Annotated in this window: 10 protein-coding genes, 1 tRNA gene and 2 pseudogenes; 6 read left to right on the forward strand and 7 right to left on the reverse strand. The window is 42.9% G+C overall.

Annotated elements, in window-relative coordinates:
* Positions 1-45: 45 nt before the first annotated feature.
* Positions 46-1,089: a mannose-1-phosphate guanylyltransferase gene (locus tag DXD04_RS01810; protein ID WP_117670346.1), complete on the reverse strand. Its 1,044-nt coding sequence runs from the start codon at positions 1,087-1,089 to the stop codon at positions 46-48.
* A 166-nt stretch (positions 1,090-1,255) separates the two neighbouring features.
* Here DXD04_RS01810 and DXD04_RS01815 point away from each other — a divergent pair.
* Positions 1,256-1,339 (forward strand) — tRNA-Leu (locus DXD04_RS01815).
* 173 nt (positions 1,340-1,512) lie between these two features.
* A complete protein-coding gene (locus DXD04_RS01820; protein ID WP_117670348.1) occupies positions 1,513-2,322 on the forward strand; it encodes a Fic family protein in 810 nt (269 codons plus the stop codon).
* 130 nt (positions 2,323-2,452) lie between these two features.
* Here the strand turns inward: DXD04_RS01820 and DXD04_RS01825 are convergent, their stop codons facing one another.
* The 6 genes and pseudogenes from DXD04_RS01825 to DXD04_RS01855 all read right to left on the reverse strand — a co-directional run.
* Positions 2,453-3,325, reverse strand: a complete 873-nt coding sequence (locus DXD04_RS01825; RefSeq protein WP_117670502.1) for a helix-turn-helix domain-containing protein — start codon at positions 3,323-3,325, stop codon at positions 2,453-2,455.
* Between the two features lie 37 nt (positions 3,326-3,362).
* Positions 3,363-5,003: an MFS transporter gene (locus DXD04_RS01830; RefSeq protein ID WP_117670350.1), complete on the reverse strand. Its 1,641-nt coding sequence runs from the start codon at positions 5,001-5,003 to the stop codon at positions 3,363-3,365.
* A gap of 4 nt (positions 5,004-5,007) precedes the next feature.
* Positions 5,008-6,102 (reverse strand): HlyD family secretion protein, encoded by a 1,095-nt coding sequence (locus tag DXD04_RS01835; protein ID WP_117670352.1) that lies wholly within the window; start codon positions 6,100-6,102, stop codon positions 5,008-5,010.
* Positions 6,103-6,153: 51 nt separating this feature from the next.
* On the reverse strand, positions 6,154-7,479 hold the full coding sequence (locus tag DXD04_RS01840; RefSeq protein WP_117670504.1) for a TolC family protein: 1,326 nt from the start codon (positions 7,477-7,479) through the stop codon (positions 6,154-6,156).
* A gap of 514 nt (positions 7,480-7,993) precedes the next feature.
* Positions 7,994-9,396, reverse strand: a pseudogene (locus DXD04_RS01850) (mobilization protein).
* A gap of 222 nt (positions 9,397-9,618) precedes the next feature.
* A pseudogene (locus DXD04_RS01855) lies at positions 9,619-10,309 on the reverse strand (toprim domain-containing protein); the annotation flags it as partial.
* Positions 10,310-10,546: 237 nt separating this feature from the next.
* On the opposite strand from DXD04_RS01855, the gene DXD04_RS01860 reads away from it, so the two are divergent.
* The 4 genes from DXD04_RS01860 to DXD04_RS01875 all read left to right on the forward strand — a co-directional run bounded on the left by DXD04_RS01860 (position 10,547) and on the right by DXD04_RS01875 (position 13,737).
* A complete protein-coding gene (locus DXD04_RS01860) occupies positions 10,547-11,104 on the forward strand; it encodes a sugar O-acetyltransferase (RefSeq protein WP_117670354.1) in 558 nt (185 codons plus the stop codon).
* A 276-nt stretch (positions 11,105-11,380) separates the two neighbouring features.
* Entirely contained in the window at positions 11,381-12,046 is a 666-nt protein-coding gene (locus tag DXD04_RS01865) for a hypothetical protein (RefSeq protein WP_117670356.1), read from the forward strand.
* A gap of 24 nt (positions 12,047-12,070) precedes the next feature.
* Positions 12,071-12,661, forward strand: a complete 591-nt coding sequence (locus tag DXD04_RS01870) for an RNA polymerase sigma-70 factor (RefSeq protein WP_007559832.1) — start codon at positions 12,071-12,073, stop codon at positions 12,659-12,661.
* A gap of 65 nt (positions 12,662-12,726) precedes the next feature.
* Positions 12,727-13,737, forward strand: a complete 1,011-nt coding sequence (locus DXD04_RS01875; protein WP_117670358.1) for a FecR family protein — start codon at positions 12,727-12,729, stop codon at positions 13,735-13,737.
* Positions 13,738-13,938 lie beyond the last annotated feature (201 nt).

The following is a 13,938-nucleotide window of genomic DNA, read 5'->3' on the forward strand; positions in this document are numbered from 1 at the left end:
GAAAGACAAGCCATTCTTTTTATGTGTGAGAAGGTTTACCGTAACTCATGAATACAACTCACCAAATTTCATTTCTGCATCGTTGACAAATTTCCGGATGGCATTCTGATCATCCTTTTTGCAGATGAGCAGGGCATTCCCCTGTTCTGCCACCAGATACCCTTCCAAGTCTTGTACAACCACTAATTTATCTTTGGGAGTCATGATGATATTGTCCTTACAGTTATATAGCAACGCATTACTGTGCGTCGTCACATTCTGATTTTCGTCTTTGGGAGAAGCATCATACAATGCGTTCCATGTACCTATGTCTGCCCACCCGAAGTCACAAAGCAGTACATATACATTGTCTGCCTTTTCCATGATGCTATAATCAATGGAGCTGTTGGGGCAGGTACTGAATTTCGGCATGTCACATTCCACTTGCGGACATACTTCCGCCATCATTTCATGGAATGCCTTCATTATCGTTTTGACGTGCCATACAAAGATGCCGGAATTCCAGTAGAACTCATTGCTTTGTACAAATACCTCGGCAAATTCCCGTAACGGCTTCTCGATGAATGTCTTGACTTTGTAGAAATCTTCTTCTTTTTCTTCGGAAACCTGAATATAGCCATAACCCGTTTCCGGATAGCTGGGTTTAATACCCAATGTCAGGAGCTTGTCCGAGTGGGATGCAAATTCCAGCGATTTCAGAATATCCTGTTTGAACTCGTCCATTTTTAGGATCAGGTGATCAGAAGGAGCTACCACGATGCTGGCATCCGGATTGATTTTTTGAATGACATACGATGCGTATGCAATGGCAGGTGCCGTATTCCGGTGTTCTTCTTCCACAATCAGGTTAGATTCGCTGAAACCGGGAAGCGAGTTTAGTACCAGTTCCTTATAATGCTGGTTAGTCGTAATGAAAATATTCTCAGCAGGAAGAATCTGCCTATATCTTTCGTAAGTTTGCTGCAAGAGTGTCTGGCCAGTTCCAAAAAAGTCTAGAAATTGTTTGGGTAAGGCTTTCCGGCTGTATGGCCAGAACCGACGCCCGGTTCCTCCGGCCATGATGATGCAATAAAAATTTTTACTGTCCATGGTTAATGCTGGCATTAAAGTTTGATGCTAAGATAGGGTTTATTTTGTAAGAAACCCCCGAAAAGGATTCTAAATAGTGTTAGAAAACTTTTTTTCAACTTTTTTGTCCGTATTCCTTGCACTATTGAAAAATATGTGTACTTTTGCACTCGCAATCAGAAATGATGCCCAGATGGCGGAATCGGTAGACGCGCTGGTCTCAAACACCAGTGGAGTAACATCCATCCCGGTTCGACCCCGGGTCTGGGTACTGAATGAAAGGCTAAGTGATTAATTGTCAATCGCTTATCCTTTTTTTGCCTGATTTTTCCCCACATTTTCCCCACAGGCGCAAAAATATAGTAGTAAGTCATTATTTTCTTTGGCTACGCAATACAAAAACACTACCTTTGAAAAGAGATAAATCCAATTAAATAAAAGTCAATGGAACAAGGTGTTTGGCAAGAGATTGAACGGTTATACCAAAAGTTTCAGCAACTTGGTATTAGTGAAGTGGTGGACTATGAAAAGTACTACCTCTATTCTCTTATTACCCATTCTACAGCAATTGAGGGTTCTACACTCACCGAAGCGGAGGCACAAATGCTTTTCGATGAGGGATTGACAGCTAAAGGGAAACCTTTGGTGTATCATTTGATGAATGAGGACTTAAAGAAGGCATATGAGCTTGCCAAAGAGGAAGCCAAAAGTAAGAAACCAATTAATTCAGCATTCTTGCAAAAGTTGAATTCGACATTGATGCGTACGACAGGCAGTATTTATAACGTTATGGGTGGCTCTTTTGATTCTTCCAAAGGTGAATTTCGCTTGTGTGGCGTGACGGCTGGTATTGATGGACGTTCTTATATGAGTTATCAGAAAGTCCCTGCCAAAGTAGAGGAACTTTGCGCTTTATTACAGGAAAAACAGAAGGCAGTGGGAACATTTCGGGAACAATACGAACTAAGTTTCAATGCCCATCTTAACTTAGTGACCATTCATCCGTGGGTCGATGGCAACGGAAGAACCGCCCGCCTACTGATGAATTATATTCAGTTCTGCTACAACCTTTTTCCGACTAAGATATTTAAGGAAGATAGGGAAGAGTATATTTCTGCCTTACGTCAATCACAGGAAGAAGAAACAAATCTGCCTTTTCTGGGCTTTATGGCTGTTCAATTAAAGAAATCGCTCTCTTTGGAAATTGAACGATTTAAGACTTCTCAAAAGAAAATTTTTAGTTTTATGTTTTAGTTGTGATCGTGTTGTTAGTTAATATAGAAAGAGGCTGTCTCATATAACTTGCGGTGAAGTCGTACGAAATCATCCATTTCGCACTTAGTAGTTGCTTTTTTATACAGATCTTAGCCATAATGAAGGCGAATTAAAAAGCGATGTTCTTGCGATATTGTCCAGGAGACATGCCCATTTGCTTTTTGAAGAAAGTTCCAAAAAAAGAGGCATTAGGAAAATTGAACATATCTGCAATTTCTTGTATGTTTTTCTGTGTATTTTTTAAAAGAGAAATACTCTTCCGTATAATGGACTTAGACACCAAATCCTTTACTGTATATCCGCATATTGATTTGCATATGACAGAAAGGTATTTAGGTGAGAGACATAATTTATCGGCATAAAACTCCACTCCACGTTCCTGCATATAATACTGTTCAATCAGCGAAATAAGCTTTAAGAACACCTCATTACGATGTCCCATCGCATTCTGATTGTTCATCAACTTACGATTATAGAGCGAACAGAGCCGATGGGTCAGTGCCAGCAGCAACAGTTTCTGCTCATACTGACGGAAAGTATCATTTTGAAGAAGGGTAGCATCAAGCTGCATCATATAACGGAGTAACTCATCCTCTTCGCCAGTCTGCCAAACATAACAAGGTTTGGGCACTAACTGAGAATAAAGGTACATAGATACGACCTGATTCCCTAAAATATCACGGATAGGTTCAACCTGATACAGCAGGAAATGCACATCCAAATCAGAAGACTCTTCCATAACCCGAAACTCCGCTCCATCAGGAATAAACAAGGTTTCTCCGGCAGATGCTCGCATCACACAACGATTCAGGGCAAAAGTAAAAAAACCTTGCATACAAATCACTATTCCCACCCCACTGACCAAAAATGGGGTGTGAAAGAGAATTGGGAAGGAGGAAATACTTCCTTCCGAACTGCATATGTCATCTCGCCTAAACAAAGCCTTTCCTAATAATGTAATACGTTCTTGAACTGTCTTCATACATGCTTGTCCGTGTGCATTAGGCACTTTCAAGCGACTAAGATACTAATTTTCTCTTAGAATAAGGCACAACCAGCACAAATATTGCACATGCCAGACAGGCATAGAGTGTCCAGCCTGCCATTTCCTTGACTGCAACCAAAGTGGCCTGTATCTGAACACGTCCCTTGACGGACATGGCTGCCATGTTCACTGCTTCAGCCTTACTTTTTCCCTGATAACTCATGCCACGTACGGTACTCATAAAAGAAGCGGAAGCGTCAGGATGTAGCAAATCAATATCTTGTGCATAACGGGTAACATAGTTCTGCTGACGCTCCTGCAGGGCATTGGTATATACTGCCGCGCCCAAACTGGGAGCAATGACCATACGGATGGTAATCATGGTACAAATCCATGATGACAGAAATTTATAAGGCATCCGCTGAGTGGCATAAGTGGGAATGAGCGAATAGAGCATCATCATGCCTGTGGAACGGATAATAACCGGATATTTCATCCGTTCATACAGACCATCCGTCTGCACCTCAAAATACATAAAAAGAGCAGCCAAGCCCAACATGACAAATCCGCCTGCAAAGATATATTTGAAATGCACCTTCTTCATGCTGAGAAAGATGGTAATCATCCCCCCGATGAAATAGCCCAACATGGTCCAGTTGCCCAGCGAAGCATTCTGCCAGTTATCCAATTTCATGCCAATGCCGGCAAACACATTGACAAACATGGCGCTGGAATTGAGAAACATTAGCAAAAAATAGAACAATACTCCCATACGAATGGTGCGCAACTTCAGCACGCCCACCTGATAATACGGACTGCGGTGTGTGGATTCCATATAAAAGAATAAAGCACCCGTAAGAACTGCAGTAATCGCAGCCATGCGGATAGTAGGATCATCCCACCAGTCCAGCACCTTTCCATACACCATGACATATGTAAAACACACCAGCGGAATGCAGAACAAGGTAGCATTGCCAAACTGACGGAAATTAATGGGGAAACGCTTGTTTTGAAAGCGATGGTATGGCATGGTTACGAAAATAACCAGGATACATACCAACAGCATCCCCATCATATAGTAATACACATACTGCCATTCATATTCATAAGCCAGCCAGGCAGTCAGCGATGTTCCCAGCTGTCCTAATATCATAAAGAACAGATAAATGCCAGGCTGCGCTATGCTTCGTTCAATATCAAGCTTATCCCAGCCCTCACCGTCTGCCGGCTCCAGCCCCGGCTTAATTTTCAAATAGGCCTCAATGCGCCCTGCATAAAGGATTAAGGTGAACAGGTTGACCATCATCAGTACCATGCGAAGGAAACCCATCAACACACTACAGAGAGCCAACAAAAAGATACTGTCGGTTTCGGCACAAATATAGCTGAGCACATACATCATGGAAAAACCGGCCAGACACATCATTTTTTCTCTTCGAATCACCACCAGCCGGTATAAAAACGGACAAAAAGCAGCCATCCCGATGGAGGTGGCAAAATTGGTAAAAGTGATATGTTCTGAGATGATACCCAGCCCGCTCATCATCTCAGTACTGTTCACAGAATACACACCACCCACAGTAAGAATGGGGATGAACATCAACACCAATATCAGAATGCCCAACCACTTGGGCACCCAATTGTAGAACGGATAATTTCTTGGATAAGAGGACATAACATCAGAGTTTAGTTTTCACAACCACCATCATACCTGCAGCCAGGCGATCATTGTCTTCTTCAGAAAGATTGATAAAATCAATGCGAACCGGAATACGCTGTTGAATTTTTACAAAATTACCGGCAGAATTATCAGTAGGAACTAAAGAATACTTGGCTCCAGTTGCACCGGAAATAGCAGTAATCTTACCCGTAAACTCTTTATTACTTACTGCATCCACCTTTATCCTTACTTCCTGACCGATAGCCAGATTTTCCACTTGAGTCTCTTTGTAATTGGCAATCACCCACTTCTGAGTATCCGGCAAGATATATGTAATGGTCTGCCCGGCAGTAATGTATTGACCTTCCTCTAAAGCTCGACGTCCCAGCTTACCGTCACACGGAGCCACGACTACAGTATAAGACAGATTCAATTTGGCCATCTCCAACGCCGCTGTGGCACGCTGAATACCGGCTTCCACATTTTCACGACGATGCGAAACTTCATTCACACCGGACAAGGCTGCACTGCGCTGACGTTTCGTAGCTTCCAGTTTGCGTTGTAGAGCAGAATATTCAGTTTCAATCTGCTCCAGCTGTATGGGCGTAGCAGCATTACGTTTCACCAGATTTTCATAACGCTGACGGTCTTTTTCCAATTTTGCCAGACGAATTTCAATTTCAGAAATAGAAGCATCATACACCGAAGCTGTGGTTTGTGTCGTCTGAAGTGTGGCACCAATTACAGTAGCTCCGGCCAATGCATCCTTCAAGGCAGCCTCAGTTTCCATCACACGGATCTTGTATTCACGGTCATCCAGCACCAACAGCGTATCACCTTTGTGCACTTCCTGATGTTCGGTGAAATAGATTTTCTTGATATAACCTGAAGCACGCAGATTAACCGGCGAGATATATTGCTCTATTTGAGCATCATTACTGGATTCTGTATTTTTATAATCCAGAAACAAGAAAGTAACCTGAATAATCCCCCAAACTAAAATAGCTATACCAATCAGGCTTACCACACGCTGGCGGGTGCGCAATTTTCTCAATTTCTTAGCCTGTTCGTGATGTGTGCTCATTGCAGCACTGTTTTTATCTGTTGTTTCCATATGTTTAAAATTGATAGCTGATCATTGACTATGAATAAAATAATTGAGAACTTACTTCAGCAGACTTTCTACACGTCCAGTCAACTTCAGCAAAGAAAGGTGAGTTACACGATAGTTATAATGCGCACTGATATAGTTGTTCTGCGCTTCACTCATACGCATTTCATCCTGTAAAACCTCTGTCATGGAGGCAATACCCTCCCGATAGCGGTCAGATGTTACCTCATAGACATCCTCTGCCAAAAGATAATTATCCTTTTGTTTCTTGAAATTGCGTTGGTTATTCATCAAATCGTTCGTAGCGTTGACATATTGTGTCTCCAGATTCTTCCGCGTATTCTCTTGCGCCAAACGAATATTCTCCAGATCAATTTTCGCCTTGCGAATTTTATACCTCTTATCCAATCCATCAAAAATAGGGACACGCAGTGCCAAGCCTAAACCATAAGAACGATACCAATGATTGGAGGGTCCGGAATGAAACCAATGATGAAGCTTATCCGTATAAGCCGTATACATCCAGTTGCCCGTCAATGTAAGTGAAGGAATGTATCCATGGGAAATCATCTTTTTCTGCCGTTCTGCCAAGTCGCTCTTCGACTGAAGCAACTGAAGCTCATACAGATTTTCTGACAAGCCGGTCAATTCAATCGGAGCAATAGTTTCAGCATTCACCGGTTCCAGCGTTATATCTTTCTCTGCCGGATAATCCATCACATATTTCAGCATATTCAGCTGTTGAGCCAGCATGGCCTGTGCATTGTCATACTGTACCTGCAAGTTTTCCAGGTTTATATTGACACGCTTCACATCCACCTCCATAGCCATGCCATTGTCATAGAAAGCCACCGTAATGTCACGCAATTCCTCCAGACGCGCAATATTGGCTTTAACCAGCGTTATCTGCTCGGCCGTGGCCTGTCCCAGATAGTACATCTTAGCAATCTGCATCATCAAGTCCTCGCGCGCTTTTTCATAAGACAGACGGCTGATTTCATCCAATACCTTCGAAATGGAAAGAGCGGTATAAACCGTCTGATTATAGAGTGGCATTTGAAGCTGCAATCCGGCTGCGGCATTATACTGCAGCGTCTGGGTTACATTATAAGGTTTGTCATAAGCAGAACCATCTGTTACGGACACTGGAGGATCGAAGTTGTCGTTAAAATTAGCCACTCCATTAATTTGCGGTAATAACTTGGCACGGTTTTCAGAAATAGCATATTTGCTTTTTTGAATCTCATTGCGCTGTCCCCGGAGAGAAAGGTTATTTTCAATACCCCAACGAAGACAATCATCCAAAGTAAGCACCTCTTGCGCACGGCTGCCTACTACAGCACCCCATGCAACGGTAAAAATGAATATTAGTTGTTTCATATCAATACTTTCATAATCAACTGCAAAGATAGAGGGATATCCAAATAGGGCAATATTCACTTTTAAGAAGATAATATTCATTTTTGCCTTTTTTCTAGAGATGAGTCTTAGGCTCAAAATCATTTTCCATGCCGCTGTCATCGCTACAAGATGAGAGTGAAAATGCGATTGTGGCAAATAAATAGATGCATTGCTTAATGTTCATATGAACTATGTTTATTGGTTAATTGTCATTCCTAACGCACGAAGCGTGAACCACAAATCGTTCACCTGTGTCGGAGGTCCTAGGAAAACCCATACAAACAGATATAACAATAGCAGCCCACGCTATAGCGTGAGAACCACTATGCCATCATCGTTTGTATGTCTTAAGAAATTTCCCAGGTTTCCGATACCACGACCAGCATAACGCTTCTTCTAATTCTAACATGTCTTGGAAAGAGTTTCCTCAATCCATTGGCAAAGATACACAATTTAATTGATAATCGGGAATCTAGAGTCGCAAACTATCAAGTTACATCTTAATTCCTCTACTTTTCTTTTCTTCCTGTTGCGACAGTCTTGTTCCGTATCTAAGCCTGTGCCATTGCTCCCTGAACCAGTCGGCAATCGGCTTCCTGTTTATTGTCAGGCTCAGCCTGCTTTCATCGTCAGGGTCATTTTCCACCCTTAAAATATCATCCTTTATATCAAAGTTCCGTCTGTGCTGTTCTGAATAGATTTTACCGCTGCATTTCAAGGCTTCTTTCTTGACCAAAAGACTTTCTGTCATTTCTTTAGAGAATCCCAGCATGGCACAGAACTTTTCCATGCGCAGCATTTCCTTGAACATCGGAAACCACCTGAAAGCCTTGTCTATGATTCTGGCGAGCCGTGACAGTTCTTTTTCCTTCATGTCAAGTTCCTGTCTGTGCATTTCTCTGAGATTGTGTATCTGCGTATCATGCTGTTTCTGCATCTGCTGTATCTGGCTCTGCAATTTTTCAATACTGGTGTCCCGTTTTGAAACCTCGTCTTGCAGTTTTTCGTTGGCACGTTCCAGTTCTTTCAGTTTTCCGCTTCCGAAAAGAGAAGCAACTCCGCTTGTTATGGCTGTCGCTGCTGTGGTGGCTGTCTTCTTTAATTTGTCAGTGCGTATTTCTGATTTTACCTGTTTCAGTTCCTGCTCGGCAAGATTTATCTGTTCTTCTTTGTGCCGTTTGGCAGCATCCATGCGTTGCAGCTCGGCTTTCTGTTTCTCTATGATAAAATCGTTCCGTTCCAGATGCTCCTTACCCGTGACAGCCTTTGACTGTCCACGTTCCATCAGCAGAATGTCGGATGCCAAGGTCTGCATCTGCATCATGTCATCGTCATTGAGCTTTCGGCTCTTTCCGGTTTCGTGGTTCATCCAGTCGAAAACGATATGAGCATGATAGTTCGGCTTGAACCATCTGTCCCCGACCTTGAAACTTTCCTTGTCTTCCGCTTCCGGCTGACCGTTCAGCCAATGCCCTTCGTCCTTGTGCAGGAAGATTTGCAGCGGTGTGATTCCCCACCGTCTTTGACACTCCTCACCGAATTTACGCACGTCTGCCAGTGTGGTGTTCGACCTGACAAGCAGCACTCCTTCACGTATGGGGGAGCATCCCGCAATCTTGACTGTCTTGCCGTTCTTGCCTTTGCGTTCCCGTTCCTTTTCCTGCATGGCACGTCCGGTCTTTTCCTTTACCATCTGTCGATATTGTCATAATGCGTCCGCAAATCCGGACTGCCGAAGTCGGGATTTATCCACTGTTCGTTATCGGTGGAGAGTTCAGGAACGACATAGATTCTGGACTCTCCGATATTACGCATATACTCGGCAGTCCTCCTGTTGTGAGCCTCGCTCGATGCGATGTTGCAGGGCTTGATATGTATGCTTGATTTTGTTGCCATAAATACTTGTTTTTTGGTTTGTACTTTATTGTTTGCTTTTCCGCAGTTCGTAAACGTATGGGGGGCTTAGGGGTGCACCCATAAGCGGAGATTTCAAAGAGAGGGTCACTCTTTGCTCTGGGTTCTCAGGGGAGAAACGCCTTAAGTGGGTCATTAGGGTAAAGCCCTAATCCCCTCGGGAGAGCCCACAACTACGTAAGCGAAGCGTGTAGTTATAGTGGGCTATAACCGAAAGCCTCCCGGTTTATTGGGCGGTGTCTTCACTTTGATGGATTGAGCCTGTTTCTTTGCCGCTGCCTGTTTTTGCAGGTATTCGTTCAAATCCTTGCATCCGCCGTATATGTGTGAAACGTTACGTATATGTCTGGTATTGTTATATTCCTTTTTGATTTGCTGCAGGGCTTCCATTCCTGCACGGTCATTGTCAAGGAAGCAGTGGATGCGCTCATAGCATAGAGTGCCTTGGAAACATTGCCAACAGAGTTCACAACCATGTAGTCCTGTCTGTTGAAATCGGGGGATTGCGGACAGTTTTCAAGCCTTAGTGTCAGAAAGGAAAGGCAATCTATGAATCCCTCAAAACGTAACATGCTTTTCTCTGCTCTCCCGATTGTCTGATATGTGATATTTCTTTCGGTGCGATGCAGCCCTTGAAATATCGGTTGCGGATTTCATATCTGCCCGATATGTTCGGAAAAGCAATGGCGAAGTACCGTTTGTCGTTGTTGGTGAAGTGTGCCTCACGGCATTCTCTTTTCGCCAGTGCCGTATTTATCCCCCTTTCCTGCAGGTAAGAGAGCAGGGCAGGAGAAGACAGCTGTACGATGTCAAGCTGCTGGAAACTCGGCTTGGTGGCAGATTGCCTGTGAAAAGAGAAAGACATAGGATGGACATGTGGTGTTTGGGTACGAAGAAAAGAATAACCCTTGTAAGTGATAACTTGCAAGAGTTTCTTGTTTTTACTAAAGATATTATAGCTTGTAAAAGATTCTCAACATATAAGTATAAGCCTTGAAGTGTGTGTATTCGCATTTTCAGGGCTTTTCTTGTTTTTACCTATATGTAGTAAAATTAATGAGTATCAAATCTCGTTGCAGATAAACAAAAATCCTTCTACCTTTGAGTCTGGTAATTTTAGCAATTAAAGCCTATGAAAACAGAATACGAAAAAATGCGCAGTCAGGAACTCTATTATTTTTCCGACCCTGAAATACATGCCAGTCTGGTACACGCCAAGAAAGTCTGTGCCTGTTTGCGTTCCATGACCATCTACGATGAAGACTACCGTCAGGTGATAGAAGAACTGATTCCCGGTATTCCGCAAAGCACTACCATCTGTCCGCCTTTCCATTGTGACCATGGTACAGGTATCATTTTAGGGGAAAATGTGTTTATGAACTATGACTGTATCATGCTCGACGGAGGCTATATCCGTATCGGGAAACATACTCTGATAGGTCCCCATTGTCAGTTTTATACACCTCAGCATCCCATGGATTATGTGGAGCGCCGTGAAGAAAAAGAAACCGCCTATCCCATTACGATAGGTGAGGACTGCTGGTTGGGTGGAAATGTGGTAGTATGTCCGGGAGTGACCATTGGCAATCGCTGTATCATTGCAGCAGGTAGTGTCGTAACCAAAGATATTCCCGATGATTCTCTGGCAGCCGGCATACCTGCAGTAGTAAAAAGAAGTCTGAAGAAATAATCTGAATCTCACCAGATATAGTTTTCAGATGCTTCTGTGAATACTCCATTTTGTCTTGTTATATTCTCTGTTTCACAGTGCGGGATTTGTATCCCACACTGTGAAATATATATCCCACACTGTGGTTTTTGTATCCCACAGTGTGAAACAGAGAATTTGTTACTGGCGAATAACTTTTTTCGTAGGGAGATTTCTGTTTTTGTTTAGATTCTTTTGCATTTTTGTGTTTGGTATAAATGAAAAAAATTAACTTTGCGCAAACCCAATCTTTGAACTATGGATGCAAAACTCTTTTTAATGGCTGGTTGTCTGGCTGGAATCGTTTCTGCGTGTATGCATGAAAAATCGGATAGCGCATCTGATATTCAGCAGGCTGTGCATACACTCGTACTCGAAGCTGACAGCTTGATGCAAAGTGATTCTTTATTTTGGAATCAGCCAATTGACAAGTCGCATCCGCAAGTATGCATCCATGATTCACTCATCCGTCAGAAACTGGACAGTGCATTGGCTTTACGTCCTGACAAGCAGACTTATTTGTTGAAATACCGTTATTTGTTGCAGAGCTGGCGTCTGTTGGAAGTATTGGACTTATTGCGTGAAATGGATGGATGTATGAGCGATTCCATGTCGTCCGAATTGTTGCACCTGAAAGCCGTACTCGAAGATTACAAGGGAGATACGCTTACCGCCCGAAGAGATTTCCTGCGAGCTGATTCTGCCTATACGATAAAAATTCAGCAGGTAGCACAGGATTCTCTGATGTATGGTTTTGCCCGAATCGAAAAAGCGCTGAACCTGTCACTGATGCAAAATGATTTCCGTCCGCTTCGGGAGGAAATTGCGTTTTATGAACGCGTGCATTCTTCCTCTATCAATGGGATTGAACAATGGAAACAAATATCAGATAAAGCCACTTATTATCGGAAAATGTTTGAATGATTTGAAATTACGCAGCAGTAACAGATGGAAATTACGGAACGGATTATCATAGAACAACTGAAGCGAGGAAATGAAGAGGCTTATAAATACCTCTACCGTCATCATTATGCCTTGTTGTGTCATATAGCGCGTGAATATGTGGGAGATGATTTTCTGGCCGAAACACTGGTCGGTGATGTGATTTTTCATCTGTGGGAGATACATGAGGCACTCGACATTCAAGTTTCCTTGCGCAGTTACTTAGTACGTGCCGTGCGGAATCACTGCATGGATTATCTGTCCTCCAAGAAAGAGCGTACGGAAGTGGCTTTTTCTTCTATTCCGGAAGAAGGAGAGATGCGTTATTTGCTCTCGGACGATTACCCTTTGGGAAGTCTGCTGGAACATGAACTGGAGGAAGAAATTCATCATGCCATCCGGAATTTGCCGGAAGTCTGCCGGAAAGTTTTTATCAAAAGTCGTTTCGAAGGGAAAAAATACGAAGAAATTGCTACAGAGCTGAATATTTCTGTGAATACAGTCAAGTATCACATAAAGAGCGCATTATCATCTCTTCATTCAGAACTCGGGAAGTATCTGATTATCCTGATTTTATTTTTTTCGACTTTCAAATAAAAAAATTACGTTTTTCGCCTACCCGCTCAGGCGAAAATTTCGTCTCACCTATAGAAACCCTGAAAATGGAAGAAAGAAATTCACATATCGACGAACTGATTGCCGCTTTTCTGAGTAAAGGTCTGAGCAAGGAAGCACGTGAGGAGCTGGATGCATGGATTGCCAGTTCTGAAGCAAACCGACGTTATTTCATGCAGCAGCAGGAAATCTGGTTTTCTGCCGTGCAGGAGGAAGAACGTACGCGCTACGATGCCGACCGCGCTTTTGAAACCTTCCGGAAACGGGTGGCTGCAAGTACAGCTCAGAAGCAATCTAAGAAAGTTATAGATTGGAAAACAATCTATAAATATGCAGCTGCTGTGTTGGTGGTAGGACTTATTTCCTTCTTCTCTTACCGTCAGGGAGAAAGCAACCTGCAAAATGCGTTGACCCAGGTAGAGGTAGAAGCTCCTCTCGGTGCGCAGACACGTCTTCGTTTACCCGATGGTACACTGGTAGTCCTGAATGCTGGTTCTCGTCTGGTCTATCCGCAGGATTTTGGAGTGGACAACCGTGAGGTGGAATTAAGTGGAGAAGGATATTTTGAGGTAGAGCGTAATGAGAAACTTCCTTTTCATGTACAGACTCCTTCTTTATCGGTCAGAGTATTGGGTACCAAGTTTAATTTCCGCGACTATCCGAACGATGAAGAAGCAGTAGTGTCTTTGCTGGAAGGAAAAGTGGTGTTGGATAATCGCTTGCGGGCAGAAGCAGAGATGATTCTGCTTCCGAATGAGCAAGTTACGCTGGATAAGGCGGAAGGTCACATGAAAAAGGAAACAAAAGAAGTAAAGAATGTGTTGGAGTGGACTTCCGGCAAGTTGTTCTTTGATGAATTGCCGTTGCCGGAAGTTGTAAAGATACTGGAACGCAGTTATGATGTACATATAACCTTTGCTACAGATTCTCTTCGAGAATTCCGTTTTTATGGAAGTTTTGGTCGGGGTGAACAAGGTATTAAAGATATTTTGGAAGCATTAGAAAAAACCGGAAAAGTACGCTATAAGCAGAAAGACCGGGAAATAACCTTATATTAACCGTTTGTTAAATACACTAAGACCTTAAAATTATGCAGAATGTGGATACTTAATTTAGCATTTGGTGAAAGAACATAAAAAAGCCGGAAGAAGGGGAAGTTCCTCCGGCGAAGACCTTAGTTCTTTCTAACTTGTTAGTTTTTAAGATGTTTTCTAAGGGATGCGGCAAAAGTAATAAAACATTCCTTGTAAAACGCCTTT

Origin of the sequence: Phocaeicola plebeius, assembly GCF_003437535.1 — a bacterium.
Lineage (GTDB): Bacteria > Bacteroidota > Bacteroidia > Bacteroidales > Bacteroidaceae > Phocaeicola > Phocaeicola plebeius_A.